The following is an 18,766-nucleotide window of genomic DNA, read 5'->3' on the forward strand; positions in this document are numbered from 1 at the left end:
GTAATTATCACGGCATAATGATAACTCTCCTTCCTTCAATTTTAGTTTTAATATTTCCTGTCTGTTCAATGATTTTCAAGGCCTGGGCTAAATCCCTTGATCGGGAAACCATTCCTCCAAATCTTAAATTATCTACGTTGGATGCGTATTCTACATCAACATTATACCAGCGGGCAAACTTGCTCATAATGCTTTTCAGGTCTTCATCAACAAATAGGAAATAGCCGTTTTTCCAGGCTACTACCTCTTCTGTATTAACCTGTTGTACAGAAAATGAGCTATTTAAGTAATTGATGTTAGATTGCTCGCCCGGTTTCAGCAATTTTGATTGATTTGATTTGGTAGATAATACCTTAACAGAACCTTCTAATAAGGTAGTTTTAACCGAAGTGTCATCGATGTACGAACTGATGTTAAAATGCGTACCTAAAACCTCAACCACCTGGTTGTTACTCACAACCCTGAATGGTTTTTTAGCGTTTTTAGCAACCTCAAAATAAGCCTCGCCCGCCAATTCAACGCTACGGATGTTACCATTAAAATTTGTTGGGTACCTTAGCGAAGAACCTGCATTTAGCCAAACTTTTGAACCGTCCGGTAAATCAACCTGGTATTGCCCGCCTTTTGGCGTTTCGATGGTGTTATATGCCATTTGGGCTGAATTGGACGACGTATTTTCGACAGTGTAAACCAATTGGCCGTTGGCAGCTTTGGTTACTTTTACGCCGGATTGCCTGGCCAGTTCGCCGGTGTTGGCATCATCTAAAATAATTTTCGAACCGTTAGCTAAAGTTAGTAACGCCTTATTGCCTCCGGGGCCAATGGTGTTTTTAATTAAAGGCTGTGTCTTGTTTTTAGTTGATAAAAAGGAATTGTCATTTTTTGAATAAAAGAACAATGAAGCGGAAACACCCAGTAACAAGGTTACGGATGCTGCTATAAACCACCTCCTCATAAAAAAAACCTTTTTTGATGAGGATTCGCGCGCTTTTATCTCTGATAATACTTTACTATAAAGCTCAAGCCCGGCTGTATGCTCATCGCCCATTTCAAGCTCATCCCATTTCAGCTCATTTTTTTGGAGCGTGCTGTAATAGTTTAACAAAAGGTCTTCCTCCTCGGCCGTTGCCTGGTTCGAGAGGTATTTATTTATTAAGTTCAGTAGTATTTCTTTTTCCATTGGGCGGTTATTATATGTAAGTAACCCAACACAGGGGGTACCCCCAAAGAAATTTCAAATATTTCTATATCATTAACAAATCATGAAGTTTTAGAAATTATTTGGGAGAGAATATTAAGAAAAGAGTTTGCGTAAAATTCAATAAAAGGGTCAAAACCAACGTACGCATAACATAATGGCGGCTATGCAAACAAAATCGCCCAGTGTTTTACGTAAACGACCCAAGGCTACAGTTAGTTGATTTTCAACGGTTTTAGGCGCAATTCCAAGCCGTTCGGCAATTTGTTTGGTTGATAAATGTTCTTTACGGCTCATGATAAATATCTGGCGGCATTTTTCGGGTAACTCGGCAACGCCCTGATCCAGCAAGCGGTTAATGTCTTTTTGAGACAGGAGATCCTCGCCGCCGTTATTACTAAAAAGCTCTTCCAGGTGATTAAAAAGATCTGCTCTTACTTTACCGGAGCGGATAACATTAAACACCTGGTACCTGACAGATGTATATAAATAAGCGTTTAAAGAGTTAAGCTGAAGGCTGGCCCTTTTTAACCATAGGTTTACCAACACTTCCTGCGTAACATCCTCAGATACCTGCCTGTCTCTGAGGATATTGTATGCCGAAAGGTAAAGTTTTGACCAATACTTATTATAAATACGTTCAAATGCCGTAAGATCATTCTCCCGGATCAAGGCTATAAGCCGCTCATCTGTCAATATCTGAACCTCGATGCTATTCATTCCGCATTATAAATTTTACAAATGGCAATTTTAAAGAAAGTGTTTTTTATCGTTTTAAAATATTAAAATTCGTATCCCCTGGAGCGCTGTCAGTATCGGCACAGCAACCTGTATTTTGGTTCATCCCCTATCAAAAAAGCATCAAAAAGTTGAAGAAAAGTGCAATAAAAACTCAAAAAACATCCATTTTTATTACAATAATTTACAATTTATTTAAACTTTTTTGCGCAGCATTCAAAACTCCGTCTGCACGCTTACTCTTCAGCTCGCCGATATCAAAACCACTCATTATTTTTTCAAGCTGATGTAGTTTGTCTTGTTGGTTGCCCTTTGTAAATTCCCCCTTCAGCACATTAATTTTTTCATAATCCTGGATGCCTTCAATCAACCGTTCAAAACGGATAGACGACCGCAAGCCCGGGTAAACCAAATAGGCATCCCCCGATGACCATGACCCAAACCGCGTATCACGCAAAGGATCTTTTGTCCAGCAATTATAGGCCCACCTCAGGTACCCGTCATATCCTTTATAAGCCGCGTACCATGCCAGCCAAACAGACTCAGCAGGTGCAGAAAAAGTGAATGTATTAGGATGCCCTTCTGTGCAGCAGGTATAGTAAGTAGTGTTAAGCCCCGCCTTTTTGCGCGCAAGCATGGTTGGGTTATCTATTAGCTGGTTCGAGGCCACGCTGTAATCTGCTAAATCTTTCTCAATTTCGGGATGGTAGTTGCCTGCCAGCGAAATTTTAAAATCTTTATCTGCACTTTTGATTAACGCTATTGCCTTTTGCATATCGGCCATAGATCTTTCGTCCATAGCTATGGTAGTTTTGCCAAACCAACCTTTTTGTTTAAGGTGCCTGGCAAAATCGGCAAGCATGGGGCGCCAGTGGGTATCATATTCCGGCGTACCGGGTTTGGCAATAATGCAGGTATCTTTCCCCAGGGCATCGTCATGATAATAGAATTTCAAATTCCAGGGGATCATGCTATAACAGTTGATAAACTTGTCAATCCCCAGCGACATCATAAAACTTACCCATTTATCAAAAACCGTATAGTCATACATCCAGGAGCCATTATTGTTCCTGGTCCATTTGATCATCGATCCATAAATATCATACGTTTGGCTGTTCCAGGGGTCGTGGATGAGTGTGGTGGTAATTGATTTCTGGCTGGCATCAGCCAGCATTTTCATATAAGGCCGCATAGCATCAAAATGCTCCTTAGACCAGGGCTTTACGCCATAAACCCGCGAAACCGAATAGGGATTTTGCCACAGGTCAAGGTGGAATTTCCAGTTCTTTGGTTCGGGCAGCGTATGGTTAAGTACTTGTATAGTATAATGCAAAACCGCGGGATACTTATTTTTTCCTTCTTTAACTTTCACATAGCCGCTGTAAGTACCTTCAACGGCATTACGCGGAACTTTGATGCTCAGCCAAACAGGCCGGGTAGTATTTTTAGCAGCCGGCAGGTATTTTACATGATCAATTACATCCTCAACCAATGACGAATCAAGACCGGTCTTGATACCGCAGCCCCCGCCTTCCTCATTCAGGCCATCGGCCATCACGTAACGTACAAAGTTGGCACTGATATTTTCTACAGGAATTTGATGCCCTTTACCATCATCAAGCCTGCTCCATTCAAAACTCAGCTGTTGCAGGTTACGGGTAGCCCATACCAGGAATTGGGTATGTACTTTTTCCCCTTTCCATGCTTTGGCCTGCCAGTGGTTTTGCAAGGGCGATATAGCGGGCGCGTTACGTTTATCGTAACGGATATCAGCAGAAGCAAAACTTACATAAACACCCGGCTTCAGCACGTCCCAGCTTTGTTGCCGAACCGGTTTAGCATCCGGGAGTTCCTGGTAGTACCCGCCGGTTTTTAATTGCGCCGAAACAACGGCGCTATATAACAGCAGCAGTACAGTAATCTTCAGTTTCATGCTTACGTTGTTTTTGCTTTGAAGTGGCTAAATATCCTTGTTGCTTCCCAAATTTTATTTTCCCGAAAAATTCAGGCAGGTGAAAGTCAGGTCCAGCGGATTTAATATCGTTCCAGGCCAAAAAATGCGGATCGGGCAGGTCATCGCCGCATTTGTAAAAATTGGCCCTGCATTGCCTGCCGTTTACTGATTCAAGCGAATGGTAGTAAAATGCCTCCAGCGGGATCATCAGGGTAAGTTCCCAGGCTATATTGCCTTCGCCCTGGTTATTTACCACCTTTAATTGCGCATGGTGCCTTATCATCCTGATAACGGGTTCCGGTAATAATTTGCGATCTTCCCGGTTTGCCCCAAAACCTGCCAAACAAGTACCGGCACAGTTAAACTCAAAATTGTAATATTCCTTTTCGTCGCCAAAGGCCACAAAAAACTCTACGCAGCTATCTTTATAAACCGGTTGGTTAGGCTGGTTGTAAACCGCTCTCACTGTTTTTTCGGTTACGTAATACTTTATAAAAATGCAGTCGGTTCCATAAGCTATCGTGAAATTAACATCAGGCTTATATCCGTAACGCGGCCACGGAACCATTCCAATAGTGTTAGTTTGATAGCTATCTAACAAAAAAGACAGGTGGGCTATCGGGCTACTTCTGCTTACACCCTTTAAAAATGGCACTACGAGCTCTTTCATTTGGTTTCGGATGTTAATTGTCTGGATGTTTCTGCTACGTTTTGAATTACCTGGTCCAAAAAGTCATATTTTTCTTCAAGCTTTCTGAGCAATTGAAACTGTGCCCTGGTGCGCTGCAAATTATGGCCGGCAAAATGTGTTTTGTAATAAACATCGCCCGCTATATAATCCGTCAGGAAACGCACGCCCTGCATGTAAGGGATTAACAAAACCCCCATCGAAAGCGATTTAACTTCCGTATCTGTTAAAAAACCGCCGGCACTTTCAAAATACCCTTGGGCGTAAGCTGTAAACAACGGAATGCTGAGGTCGATTTTGGTAAGGTCTTCCTCATCTTCTGATGCGGTATTGATAATGGTACGGATAGCATCGCCAAAGTCATACGCCACATAACCCGGCATCACGGTGTCCAAGTCTATTACGCACTGCCCGTGATCATTTGCATCAAGCAATATGTTATTGAATTTGGTATCGTTGTGTATAATACGCAGGGGCAATTTGCCTTCTTTTCCTAAATTGATAATCGTAACCATCGCCCTCGACCTTTCCATCACAAATGAAAGTTCGGGCAACACATCTTTAACCCTGTTTTCCGGGTCGGCCAATACTACTTTATTTAAGTTATCAAGCCGCATGGTAATGTCATGAAAACCTTTTATTGTTTCATAAATTAACCCGGCGTCCAAATCTGCAAGCAGTAACTGGAATTTACCAAATGCCTTCCCCCCTTCATAGGCTTGTTGTTCGGTTAATACCAGGTCGTAGCTTTTGGTATCTTTCAAAAAACAATACATTCTCCAGTAATTGCCTTCGGCGTCGCAAAAAAAGCATTGCCCGTCTTTTGCCAAAACAATGGTAAGCACCTCTTTATCGGGGTTTGAACCCGCTACCAGGGCCAGCTTTTTTTTGAGGTGACTGGTTACCAACTGTACATTTGCCATCAGGGCGGGCACGTTTTCAAATACATGGTGATTGATGCGCTGAAGCAGGTAGCCGGGCAATGCGGGATTCGTGTTCTTTACGTGAAATGTATCGTTGATATGACCCGAGCCATGCGGAACAATAGCTTCGATATTCCCCTCAATGCAAAAATTAGATGCTATTTCAAAAATGTTATAAGCCTTTTTTTCTTCTTTGTTCATTTTAAATTAATCTTCAAATCCCATATCGCGTAAACGCGCTATAGCTTCATTTTTATTGAACCCGGCCTGGTAAAGCAACCGGGGTATTTTCGTTTGTGCCTGCTGAACGTTGTTAAAATTTACAACTATGGTATCGGGAGTACCGCGACCAAATGAAGACAGGGAATAAAAGTTGCGTACAACAACTATCGGCAGATAGCTGTGCCATGCGTAAAATAAATGACTTTACAGGTAGTAGTATGCGCACACATTAAACTACTAAAGTATAGCCACATACAAATATAAAAATATTTGCGTGTTCGCACACATCTTTGTTAATTTTATTTTAAATAATTTCACAGCTTAAAAACGACTTGATAAATGATACGGAAGGTATGCGGGATGTTGGCTTTAAGGCCTGGAAGTTAAATTTGGCTGAAAAAAGTTTTTATACTTTTAATGAAGCGCATATCCACGCATGATTGCGGGCATAAAGCAGGATGGTCCTGAAGTGGGGATGCCTGTTGGCTTTAGGGAATCACAACAACCATGTCACGAGGTGCCCACCAGTTAAGCCGGAAAAAACGGGAATGACGCATTGGTTTTAGGACTCCGCAAGAATTATGTCATTGCGAGTAACGAAGCAATCGCGAACTGTGTGTGGCGGACCTGCACAGTTCGCGATTGCCACGCTATCGCTCGCAATGACATAATTGTTATTGAGCCTTAAATCCAACGCGTTTTCCCTTTTTTTCCAACTTAGCTAATGGATACTTACAGCAATGACGATCTGTTTTTTATTTTCAGGAGAACTTCTTAAATATTCAGGTAAACAGTATCCTCATCATCTATATAATAGTTCATGTTTTCTTTCGTCACTATATCCAGCGGGAGATATTTGATGATGGGGACTTCTTTTTTAAATACAAGATGATCGGTTAGCTGGTAAATGCCCCAGTAACCCTGGCCTTTTGGGTTTTGGTTAATTAAAAAACTGATTGCTCCTTTATTCAAAAAATGCAAATTGGCGGGCATCAAATCATATCCTATTATTTTGATATGCTTTATATGGCGCTGCTCCAAATGCTTTGCAATTTCATGCGCCTTTGATGTTGTGACAAAAATACTGGCAATATCGGGCGTGCTATCAATAACGTCATCCAACTGCGTTATAAACAATGCCGGGTTGGACCGGTTTAACTCAATCCTTAAAATTTTGTACTGGTGCTCCAGGTTATTTTGGGCAAAGTAATTACGGAAGCCCTGTTCTTTTTTCAAAAGGTGGGCGGCGTTGCTTATCTCTTCGTCAATATGGGCAATCAGGATTGAACAAGGATCGGGCTGGCCGTATTGAATGAGCTTACCAGCCAAAAAACCGCTTTGGTATGAGTCCTGGCCAATATAACTAATGGGCTCGCACTCGGCAATTTGGGTATTAAACAATACAAATGGTATTTCGGCAGCTTTCCATTTCTCAAAAAATGGCAGGGTTTCCCGGTAAAATATGGGAGATAGCATGATGCCATCCGGATTATCTTTGGTTAGCTGATTGGCTTGGGTTATAAATGACTCTACATCGTACGGATTAAAAACATAATGCTGCACAACGATGCCATATTGCTTCAGGTCTTTCTCGGCCTTTTCAATTCCGGCTTTTGGAGCGTACCAATAGGAATCGGTTTTATGATCGGGTATTAAGGCAGCAATCTGATATATTTTATTGGAACCCAAGGCCCTTGCCATCAAATTGGGCTCATAATCCATCTCTTCGATGATCTTTAATACCTTTTCCTCCACTTTTTTTGATACCCGCCCCCGCTTGTGTAATACACGGTCGACTGTACCTGTAGAAACTTTCGCTTTTTCGGCAATATCTTTAATGCGTACAATTTTATTCTTCATATTGGCCTTTTGTATAAAAAAGATAGCAAAGGTAATTTAATATAGTTTTATCACATTATCCAGCTATAATTTTGCCGGGGGGATGTGTTGGGCGTTTTATACATACCCATGACAAGTTTAAAAACGGAAGTCATCCCGTCCGTTAGCTAACGGATCGGGATCTCACAGGACAAGCGACCCGCATGAAGTACACTTAGCATGTGGGGTGCCGATCCGTTAGCTAACGGACGGCATGACATTGGGGATTAACCGATGTCATTCCCCCGTCATTGTTTCGCGAAATTTTACCACTACCCATGACATATCCAATTTCCCTGTCATCCTGAGTAAGTTTTATTTGCGCACAAATAATGGCATTGCAGATGACAAATTTTGGCATTGATAATCAGTTAGTTATAAATGTGTCAATGGCAGGTACGAAGGATCTGTCAGCTGTGCATGACCGATAGAAAAGTTGGCGAATAGGTGCTTCGTTCCTCAGCATGACAGTCTTTTATTTTTGTATATCATTCCCCACGGAATTTCGCAAATTTTACCACTCAGCATGACAATCTTTTATTTAAGATAAGGAACCAACGCAATTGCCAGCTTTTCATACCCTGCCTCGTTAGGATGCAAACCATCGCCAAAAAGGGACTCATCAATATTCCCGGCATTATTAAGGAATATCTTCCCCGGGTTAATAAAACGCACACCGGTTTGGGCCGCCAACTTGGCAATAGCTTTATTAAGCACCCCTACCCTTTTTTCCTGCGCCCTTCGCGGTAGCAGGCCAGATAAAAGAATTTGGGTTTGGGGCTGGCGTACTTTTACAGCCTGTACCAATAATCTTAATCCTTCAATTATTTCCTGGTCGTTGTTAATTGAAAGGTTATTGGTGCCTATCATAATCATCACCTTGCCGGCCTTAAAACCATCTAATTCTCCGTGATATACGCGCCATAACACATTTTCTACCTGGTCCCATCCAAAACCAAAGTTTTTTACACCTAAGGGTTGCAGGTATTTGTCCCATGACGCGGCTCCCCTTGCTAAAGGTGCTTTTGGCGTTCCGCCCCAATAATTCAGGATAGAATTACCGAGGAAGACAATTTTCGGCGCGTCGGTTTTAACAAGCGTTAATATCTCATTGTGCCTGTTTCGCCAATCGTAATAACCATCCCTGCTTTGCACCACCGGCGCGGTTGTTGAATATGGGCCCGTCGGCTCATTAATAATTGCCCGGATGGCTTTTTCATAAGCATCGGCATATTTTTGCATCCCGGCATCATTAGGGTGCACGCCATCAACCGTTGAGTTAATATCAAAAGCAATTTCCTTGTTGGTTAACAAATAAATATTTTTTGCTCCGGCCGCAATCAGCCTGGAGTAAGTTTGGTTAAGTACTTTATTTACCCGGTTATAATCGGTATTCCTGCCCGTATCCAACAAGCCATCTACATTACCCTCGCTATGCTCCACAAGCAATATCGGCGTTAGCGGATGCTTCTCTTGCAAACCTTGTATCGATGCTGATAAACGTGTTTCAATCTCCTGGTCGGGAAAGCTGATTAAATTGGGCATGCAATCAAGCACGTAGATTTTTGCGTCAACCTCGGCCATCAGGTCGATCACTGATTTTTCGAGCCGGCCCGACCCGGAAAAACCGAGATTTATGAGCGGGCGGTCAAGCGCGCGCTGTAATAGGGCCGTCCATGCCAAACCGGGCCTTGATGCGCAGGCGCCCTGGGCAATGGATGTACCATACACCAGCACCGGTTTTTCTTTAGATAAAGGCATAAAATTAAATGTATTGCCGGCCGGCACACCTACCTGGAGCCAGGATACAGAATTGTATAGTGGCAAAAAAAGCCTGTACTCATAGCTTCTGCCCGGAAAACTTTTGCTCACCTGTATGTTTGAAAAGCGATAAGTGATGGTATCTTTAAAAGTAAAACTACCGGGGGCCAGGCACCATTTCCCGTTAGGGTCCAGCGCGTAAAGGTCAACGCCGCTTACCCCGGTGGCCGGCATGTGCGACATAGCCAAATCGCCTTTTACCTGGTACCGGATAACCAGGTTCGGCGCATCTGTTTTAAACTTGATATATAACCCAGCACTGCTGTGCGAGATGTTCCATACATTGGGGTTAAGGCTTTTTTCGGCCCGCGCCGGGAACCGGTCATAAGTATTTGCCACTTCCGACGGCCATGCCTGCCCCTCGATAACCGGGAATCCGGCGGTAGCAGGGTCAAGCCATTTATAGCCTGCGTTGGTTTGGCAAAAGGATACTGTATTAAAAAGGCAAAACGTTAATAAAATTGCTATTCGTTTCATTTGTATTTTTTTGGCATTGAGTAGCATGGAACCGGGGTTAACTTAAAGCACATATCCGTTGGATCAAATCATGTCATTGCGAAGTATCCGTCAGGGTGATCCTAAAAAAATCGTTATGACGTGCAACGAAATATAGACAAACCAATGTACTAAACTACCGTCATTGCGAGGTACGAAGCAATCCCAAACTATGTGGGACTTAGCATATCGGGGATTGCTTCGTGCCTCGCAATGACGGATATTTGATATTGATATCAGACACTTGAAAACACATCATTGCGAGGTACGAAGCAATCCCAAATTATGTGGGACTTAGCATGTCGGGGATTGCTTCGTGCCTCGCAATGACGGATATTTGATATTGATAATCAGTGATTTACAAACACGTCTTTATTCCCCTCTCGAGAGGGGGCGCGGTGGGAAGCGTGTTGGCAGGGGTGTGTTTTTCCGCGTTTCATTGCGCGCATATAAACACACCCCTCCGCCCCTCTCAAGAGGGGAATCGCACATTCCCACCGCTTTTTTAAACGGATCCGTAATATATCATTGCATCCACAACAGCGCCTTTTACAAAACAGGCCTGGCGTTCAATACCATTACTTCAAATGGCTGCAGCGTAACAGTATAGTTATCCCCTTTAAATAAAGGCACTTTCGCTTCGCTGCCGCTTACTTTGGCGTTATAAAAAACATAACTGTACTTACTGTTTAAAGGCAATTCAAAAGCTTTACCCGCGTTAACCTCAAACGTTTTTGCATTATCGGAAGGGTTTCTTAAGGTCAGAATTGCTTTTTTGGGCGACCAGGCCGCAAATCCGTAAACATCGCCTTTGGCTGGGTCGCCACCAACCCAGTGTGAATCGGGCATTATATCTGCATTTTCCCGCGACCATTTTATGGCCCCAGCAAGGCAATCCCAGTTAGCGGTATTTAATTTATGTGGATTGATATACAACTCCTGCAAACTTGTTCCCGATCCAAAAAACGACCATATCTCGTCAGCAATATCTTTATCGTTCAAATCAAATTTAGCGGGCGGGCCATTATCGGCAATACAAACACCATGATACATTAAGGCGCTTATAGGATACAGGGGGGCACGTTGTACAATGTTTTTATATACCTCGCCATCGCGGTAATTGAGCCATTGCTGCCTGGTATCTCCCTGCCCCTGTGTATTGGTATCCCAGCCGTTCCTCCAAATCACATCGCCATATTTAAGCCAGAAAGGCGATGGCCAGGTACCTATTGTCATGCTGAAATAAAGGTCGGATTTTACTTTACGGAGCGATGATACCAGGTTTAACAATGATTCCATATCCGTTTGGTATTCAGGCGTTGCACCGGTTGATTGGTCGCCCGCCCCTACGCCATCGAATTTAAACATCGAGACGCCATATTTGGTGACAAAATTACCGGCTACATCTTTAAACCTGGCGGAATAAACAGGCCCCGAAAGCGAGAACCCATGCGAATTGGTTTCAAAAGGCGGGTTTTGTTTCCTGCCATACTGTAGCCTTTGCTCTTTTGCCTGTTCGTATCCGCCCCATGGCGACATCCAAACGCCTAATGACGCGTTATATTTATTGGCTAGCGTTTTCATGTTATCAAAACCGGTGGGGAAATTAGTTTTGCTGATTTGCCATAGCGTTTGATTATCATCCCAGCCATCGTCAAACAAAAAGGCGTTTAGGTTAAGGTGGCGCTTTACTGTAAGGCTATCGCCAAAGGTTTTAATGCGGTCAAGGCAACCTGCCTCGGTCAGTTTACGATCGGCCCATGATATATCATACCAGGAGTTATAATGAAGCATTTGCCTGTATGGTACAACCCGCTCCCGCTCCAGGTAATACAAAAATCCCCGGCGAAGCTGGCCTTGCGGGGCAACACCCCAAACGGTAGAACCTGTTAAATCCAGGGCTGGTTCCTGGCGTTCAATATAGCTGCCAACCCAATTGTTATCGGCGTTGTACTTACTTATCGGGCTTTCAGATGCAAAAAAGTAATTACCCCATACTATTGGCGAGCCATCAACAACACCCGATGGCCTGATGCCCGTTGCTATCGGAAATTTTATAAGCGTTAATTTCCTGACCTTTAACGAATCTTTCAGGCTATGAAGACTGAAGGCCTGCCTGATATAATTAGAGTTATCTTTTAAAATAGCTTCCCACATTACGCGGATACCATATTTTACATTCAAAAGTTCAGCAAAAACTTCTACTCCGTTTTCCTTTTCTGAAAGTTTAACCGCCTTTTGGCTGCCTTTTGTCAGGATGATTTTGGGAGAGGATTTTAGCTGAAAATCGGCAGAACTGATGATTGTGCCATCCTTAAGCTCCAGCTCAAACATGGGTGCGCCTTTTAAAGTAATCGGTTTATTATTTTGCGCAACAAATTCGTTTATGGCAATCGTCTTTTTAGCAGCAAGCCATTTTACCGATAAGCAATTGTTTTTTAAAGTTAATATGCCTTTGTTGGAAGTTACCAGCGCTTTGCCCGGTTTTATACCCGAAAGAAAAATATCCTGGCCCCTGGCCGCGCCTGTTGAACCGATAAAAATTAAAAGCAATAGTTTTTTTAGCATGTTTGATAAATTACAAGAAAAACACGATGAACAATTTTGCGTGTGCGCACACAAATATAGATGATAATTTTTCTATTAAAAACAGGTTGCGGAATATTGGGCCTGGGAAAGATGCTGATTACGTGTTAATGGCCGAAACAATCGGTTGCGCTATTTTGGGAGATGAGAAGCAGAAGTGAAAAAAGCGGGGATACGTGCGATTCCTTCCCTGGGGAAGAGAAGGTTGAGGTTTAATCAGGCGTTCAAGTGCACATTTTATAGTCGCGCGGTGAAACCCCTCCCTGCCTTTGCGCACATTGGCAGCCGCACCCCTCCCCGAGGAGGGAATTAAAAATCTCCAGGACAGATACGGAGCAAAAAAGCAGCGGGGATACGTGCGATTCCTTCCTTGGGGAAGGGAAGGTAGGGGTTTAATCAGGCGTTCAAGTGCACATTTTATAGTCGCGCGGTGAAACCCCTCCCTGCCTTTGCCCACATTGTCAGCCGCACCCCTCCCCGAGGAGGGAATTAAAAAAAATCAAAAAGCGGGGATACGTGCGATTCCTTCCTTGGGGAAGGGAAGGTAGGGGTTTAATCAGGCGTTTAAGTATACGTTTTATAGTCGCACGGTGAACCCCTCCCTGCCTTTGCGCACATTGTCAGCCGCACCCCTCCCCAAGGAGGGAATTAAAAAAAATCAAAAAGCGGGGATAAAGGATCCTAAAAATCCGTCATTGCTTTGAAAGTCACCCTCCCAACATTATCTGGTTTCCCCTTTAATGCAGGGGTAATCGCACCTTTTAATTTCCCGTTTGCTTTACTCACCATGATCTTCCGGAAGGTATAATTGCCCTTTTCATAATCAAACGTCTCTCCATCATCATCATATAAAGAATAAGTACCCGGTTTGCTGCCATAATACCTCACCTCCAGGTCAACCTTCTGCCCTGCTTTAGGCGCGTGCAGCATTACCGGCATCATGGGTATAATGCCACCGTCCTTTACATAAACCGGTATTTTATCCAGGCCCGGTATAACGTTGATGACTTCTCCGTCACCTGCATACTTCCCGGTATAAAAATCGTACCATTTACCTTTAGGCAAGATTACCTTTCTGCTGGTTTGCCCGGCAAATATTGGTGCTACCAGCAAATATTCGCCGGCCATATACTGGTCTTTAACCTCTTTGGTAATGGCCTCTTCATACGGGTTTTCCTCCAGGTTTACTTTTTTGTTCTCATTTTTGACTTCCCCTCCAACAAAGCCATCTTCCAGGTACATGGCCCTGAAAGGCGGGATGCCTTCAAAATGATATTTGGCAAACTCGCTATACCAGTAAGGCATCATCTGCATGCGCAGGTTGGCCATTGTTTTTACCTGTTCGGCAACCTCCGGGAACGACCACGGTTTGGTACCGCTGGCCCACGCATTGATCATAGCCATAGGCGAAAAAACATTCGACTGAAACCTGCGTAACCATTCCTCGCCGGTTTTGGATGAACGTACCTCGGGCGTCCATAACACACCGGCAAAACCACTGTTTACCAATGCGGTTATAAAATCCCGGTGATCGTAATAGTCGTTATAGATAACATAAGGGAAAGAAGAACCACCACCATTTGAAGCACGAACCAGGCCAAATGTACGTTGATTACGTTCATGGTAAATTTCGGCGGTATAACGCTGCATCATTAGGCCATAGGTCTGGCGCATTTGTTCGGCATCGTGGCCTGACGGGAAATTTGTTACGTCGGGCCATAAATAATTATCCCCGCCATCAACCTCGTCCATTTTATAGCCGCTGACGCCAATATCTATTTTGCCTTTTTCCAGTTCGCCAAAAAATATCTTACGTGCTTCGGACATACTGATATCGGGTACTATACCGTTCCAAACCGTATGTGAGCCACTATAAGGTAAAATACTTTTATAAACCGGCGCCTCGGGAGATACATAAGGATTAGTCCATAAATTGAGCCTGATATTCTTTTTCAGCATTTCCTGCACAAAACCTTTAGGATCAGGAAACCGGCTTGCGTCCCACTCAAAAGTACAGGGGTATGATTTACTTTGCCAGCCTGGCTCAAGCCCGATAAAATCAAGCGGGTAACCTTTTTCCTCAAATGCCTTTGCTTCAGCTGCAACACCCTGCGCATCGGTTAAACGCTGCATGCGCTGTGTAAAGCCCAGGCCCCAGCGTGGTGGTAAACAACCGCCGCCGTTTAGCAAATTGTAGCGCCGTACGGCATCTAAAGTGGTTGGACCAGCAAATACATAGATCTCTACCCCAGAAGCGGGCACCAGCATTTCCACACCATCTGAATATGGGTGCGAGCTCCATGTTTTATCAAGATTTCTGTCTTTTACCTCGGGAGTTACTTTACTGTCGCGCCTTACTGCTGTACCTGCGTATACACTGATGTACCTGGCCGAGTTGATAAACACACCATAACCATTTGATGATACGTAAAAAGGTGTGGGTGCATGGGTGCGCCCATTATCCTTACCTGCATAATTGTCAACATGCAGCGTAAGCACTTTACCGCGCTGAAATACAGTTTGGAAATTTAAACCGAAACCAAACAACTGCTCTTTTTTTTCTAACGGAAAGCGCAGGTAAGTTTTACCCCCCTGTACATTGCCTGTAATTTCCTGCTGTGGCAAGGGGAAGGCGGTCTTTGGCATTTGCGCTAAACCAGCATGATAAGGTTGTACCCCGGCCACTTTCAGTAAGTCATATTCTTCGGGCTTACCTATAATGCCTTTCCATATTCCGGGTTCTACTTCCGTCCAGGTGATAGATTGCGCGTGAAGCCTTGCGGTGAAACTCCAAAACAAACAAACCAGCAAAAAGCCTTTTATATTTTTTATCATGTTAGTTAGGTATAATGGTATAGGTTTTACCTTTTTCTGTAGCAAAGTCAATTACATAACCTTTATTAAAGGATACATCCGGTAGTTTGGCGTCATCTGCTTTCTGGTAAACCGGTGTTACCGGTGGCGTATCTAAAATGTTTTTGTTGATACCTGTAGCCGCTTTACTGCTTACCTCAACCACTTTTACAGGTATCGGGGTTCTTAAGCGGCAATTGCCCCCAATGTTCGATTTGATCAGCGCTTTACTCAATTTTCCATTTTTCCAGTCGATGGCTACTTCAAAGTTTCCGCGGGCTTTGATGCCTATAATGCTGCCATCGGCCCAGGCATCTGGCAGGGCGGGTAACAATTCTATTTCACCATCCTGGCTTTGCAACAGCATCTCGGTCATACCAGCCGTTCCTCCAAAATTTCCGTCGATCTGGAAGGGCGGGTGGGCATCAAACAAATTGGGGTAAGTACCACCGCCGCTCATTTGTCCCTTTTTTTGCAATGGGTCCATATAGTTAAATGCTGCACCTAATATTTTATAGGCATGGTTGCCATCGTGCATCCGCGACCACCAGTTCACTTTCCAGGCCATTGACCAGCCTGTGCTTACATCGCCCCTATAGATCATAGATTGTTTTGCAGCGGCAGCCAACTGGGGCGTATTAAACACAGAGATCTGCCTGCCTGGAAACAAACTAAATAAATGTGATATATGCCGGTGGGTGTCTGCAGTATCGTCCCAATCCTGGAACCACTCCTGTATCTGGCCGTGTTTACCTATGTTGAACGGATAAAGTTTATCATAAGCGGCTTTTACCTGGGCTGCAAACACTTTATCGGTACCCAATATCTCCGCGCTGCTTATACAATCCTGAAACAACTCGCGGATGATAGACATATCCATAGTTGAAGCCATACTTACCTGGTATTCCTTCCCACTGATTTTAATCGTATTTTCGGGCGAGGTGGAAGGATTTGTTACCAGGTAACCTGTTTTTGGATCGGTTACCAGCCAGTGCAGCATAAACTGTGCAGCGCCTTTAATAATAGGGTATGCGGTTTTGCTCAAAAAAAGCTTGTTGCCGGTAAAAAGGTAATGGTCATATAAATGAAGACTCATCCACGCTCCGCCCATTGGCCAGGCCGTCCATCGTACGGCGCTCCTGGGGTCGTGGTCAAAATTACCAACGGTCGATGTTTTAGCCCAGATATCGCTGTTATGGTGTTGTACCCAGCCTTCATCAATGTTATAATTTACTTTGGCTGTAATTGCGCCGTTCACGGCAAGCTCTTTCAGAAAATCAAATAAAGGTTGGTGGCACTCCGAAAGGTTGGTATTTTCGGCCAGCCAGTAATTCATTTCGGTATTGATGTTGGTGGTATAGTTACTGCCCCAGGGCGGTATCACCTGGTCGTTCCAGATGCCCTGCAGGTTGGCAGGCCCACTACCCGGCCTTGAACTGGCAATGAGCAAATACCGGCCAAACTGGTAATACAGGGTTTGTAATTGCTTATCGGGATTGGCTACACTAAAACTCTTGAGCCGTTCATCCGTAGGTTGCTTTACCATGCCACTATCGGCGCCCAAATTAAAATCGACCCGTTTAAACAGGCGCTGATAGTCGGCAATGTGCCTTTGCTTGAGTTGCTCGTACGTTTTTTGCACGGCGGCAAGCAGGCTCGCATTGGCCTCAATAGCCGGATCTTTACCCTGCAGCCCCGGCGATTTATTAAAACCGTTAAAGCTGGTTGCCTCGGTTAAATAAAGTATAACCTGGTTGGCGCCCGTAACCTGTAATGCATTGTTATCGGCTATCACACGGCCGCCATCATTTTTTACTTTGAGGTTAATCTGGAAACTCATACCCTCCCCTTTTGGCTCATCATAAATTACCTGTCGTGGTTCGGATTCCCGGTTGGCCACATAACTTGGGGCTTTACCCTTTAAAATCAGCTTATTGTTGCCATCATTTTCGATGCTGAAGCGAAGCTTGCTTTGCAAATTAGCTGTGAAATTAATAGCGCCTTCTTTATCCGCAGTGATACGTACCATCATTACTTTATCCGGGTAGCTTATAAATGTTTCCCGTTGGTAATTCACACCATCAGCCTCAAACCGCAAGTTCGAAACCGCGTTATTTAAGTTCAGGTCGCGGTAGTAATGTATACTGTCTTTCAGGTTAAAGTTAAGCAGCAGATCGCCTAAGGGCAGATACCTGGCCGTGTATGGCCCTTGCAAATACTTTTTCCATATCTCTGCTGCTTTTTCAAAATCGTTATCAAACACAGCCTTTCGTACTTCGGGCAAATGCGCTGATGCCTGTGGATTGTTCCCGGCTTCGGGATAGCCCGACCATAGGTTATGGTCATTAAGCTGGTAATGCTCGTGGTTAATACCGCCAAACACCATAGCGCCGGTGGTAGCATTTCCCAGGGGCAAGGCCTCTTCCCAGGCAACAGCCGGTTTGGTATACCACAGTTTTAAATAGGCATCGGTGTTGTGTGTTTGCGCCATTGCAAGTTCGGTACTTACCAAACCCGAAACAAGCAAATATTTTTTAAGAAAACGTATTTTGCAAAACCTCATATTATTTAACTGTTGTTAACTTAAAGGCTATTACCTTTTTAGCCCAAAAGGTGGGCACATACAAAATGTGTTTCACGGTATCATAAGCCAGGTCGGCTGTATTTACCTTTTGCTCCTGTGTATCAAGCAGGGTTTCTATTTTACCATCGGCTGTTACATAAAATATATGTCCCGACCAACAGGTAATCAGGAAATCGCCATTACCAACAGGTTCAAGGCCATCGCCTCCGCAGCTTAGCATTGTTATTTGTGTTAAATTACCCTGGCTATCTGCTTTCATAAATTTTTGGCCACCCAATATGTAAAGATCGGCGCCGATAGCTTTGAGCCCGTTTACACCGCTTACGTTTGTTAAAAACGTGGTTGCACGGCCATTTTCAATACGGTGTATTTTTTTTGTTTTACTATCTGATACATAAACAACGCCTTTATCATTAACAGTAACATCATTTAAGGCTTTGGCGCTGTCAATAACAATCTTGTTTTTAACCTTACCCGTTTTGATATCAATAACCACTACCTCCGACAGATCTGCGGCATACAACTCATTACCAAACCGCCCCAACCCTTTAGGTGCATTTAAACCGGTTGTAAAATCAAGGTTAGTAATTTTTCCATCAACAGTAATTTTGGCTACCCCTCCTTTACCATCAACAGCGTTAGGGTTTCCATCTATCTCTGATACATATAATACACCTTTTTTAAAATCGGGCAAAACTGATTCAGGAACCCTTATAGCCGTATCCGTTTCCCAAAGTTTTTCAAGCTGATGTGTTTGGGCATTACTGTCATAAACAGTAATTATCATTAAAACAGGCAGGATGTATTTAAAAAGTTTGCTCTTCAT

The 18,766-nt window shown here is 43.8% G+C and carries 11 protein-coding genes; all 11 read right to left on the reverse strand.

Annotated elements, in window-relative coordinates:
• Positions 1-7 precede the first annotated feature (7 nt).
• Positions 8-1,180 (reverse strand): FecR family protein, encoded by a 1,173-nt coding sequence (locus tag AC1DXF_RS21670; RefSeq protein ID WP_477450790.1) that lies wholly within the window; start codon positions 1,178-1,180, stop codon positions 8-10.
• A gap of 150 nt (positions 1,181-1,330) precedes the next feature.
• Positions 1,331-1,918: an RNA polymerase sigma-70 factor gene (locus AC1DXF_RS21675; protein ID WP_477450791.1), complete on the reverse strand. Its 588-nt coding sequence runs from the start codon at positions 1,916-1,918 to the stop codon at positions 1,331-1,333.
• A gap of 202 nt (positions 1,919-2,120) precedes the next feature.
• Positions 2,121-3,869 carry a DUF4091 domain-containing protein gene (locus tag AC1DXF_RS21680; protein ID WP_477450792.1) on the reverse strand — a complete coding sequence of 583 codons (1,749 nt, stop codon included), beginning with the start codon at positions 3,867-3,869 and terminating at the stop codon, positions 2,121-2,123.
• Positions 3,832-4,560, reverse strand: a complete 729-nt coding sequence (locus AC1DXF_RS21685) for a carbohydrate-binding family 9-like protein (protein WP_477450793.1) — start codon at positions 4,558-4,560, stop codon at positions 3,832-3,834. Before AC1DXF_RS21685 ends, AC1DXF_RS21680 begins: the two co-directional genes overlap by 38 nt.
• Positions 4,557-5,702 (reverse strand): phosphotransferase enzyme family protein, encoded by a 1,146-nt coding sequence (locus tag AC1DXF_RS21690; RefSeq protein ID WP_477450794.1) that lies wholly within the window; start codon positions 5,700-5,702, stop codon positions 4,557-4,559. The genes AC1DXF_RS21685 and AC1DXF_RS21690 overlap by 4 nt, the downstream gene beginning before the upstream one ends.
• A 795-nt stretch (positions 5,703-6,497) precedes the next feature.
• A complete protein-coding gene (locus tag AC1DXF_RS21695) occupies positions 6,498-7,583 on the reverse strand; it encodes a substrate-binding domain-containing protein (protein ID WP_477450795.1) in 1,086 nt (361 codons plus the stop codon).
• Positions 7,584-8,138: 555 nt separating this feature from the next.
• The gene (locus AC1DXF_RS21700) at positions 8,139-9,899 is read right to left on the reverse strand and encodes an SGNH/GDSL hydrolase family protein (RefSeq protein WP_477450796.1); all 1,761 of its coding nucleotides are present in this window, start codon (positions 9,897-9,899) and stop codon (positions 8,139-8,141) included.
• 567 nt (positions 9,900-10,466) lie between these two features.
• Positions 10,467-12,485: a hypothetical protein gene (locus tag AC1DXF_RS21705; RefSeq protein ID WP_477450797.1), complete on the reverse strand. Its 2,019-nt coding sequence runs from the start codon at positions 12,483-12,485 to the stop codon at positions 10,467-10,469.
• 699 nt (positions 12,486-13,184) lie between these two features.
• Positions 13,185-15,338, reverse strand: a complete 2,154-nt coding sequence (locus tag AC1DXF_RS21710) for a glycoside hydrolase family 31 protein (RefSeq protein WP_477450798.1) — start codon at positions 15,336-15,338, stop codon at positions 13,185-13,187.
• Between the two features lies 1 nt (position 15,339).
• A complete protein-coding gene (locus AC1DXF_RS21715) occupies positions 15,340-17,919 on the reverse strand; it encodes a glycoside hydrolase family 95 protein (protein WP_477450799.1) in 2,580 nt (859 codons plus the stop codon).
• A gap of 1 nt (position 17,920) precedes the next feature.
• On the reverse strand, positions 17,921-18,766 hold the full coding sequence (locus AC1DXF_RS21720; protein WP_477450800.1) for an SMP-30/gluconolactonase/LRE family protein: 846 nt from the start codon (positions 18,764-18,766) through the stop codon (positions 17,921-17,923).

The sequence above is a fragment of the Mucilaginibacter sp. P2_A5 genome (genome assembly GCF_056404995.1).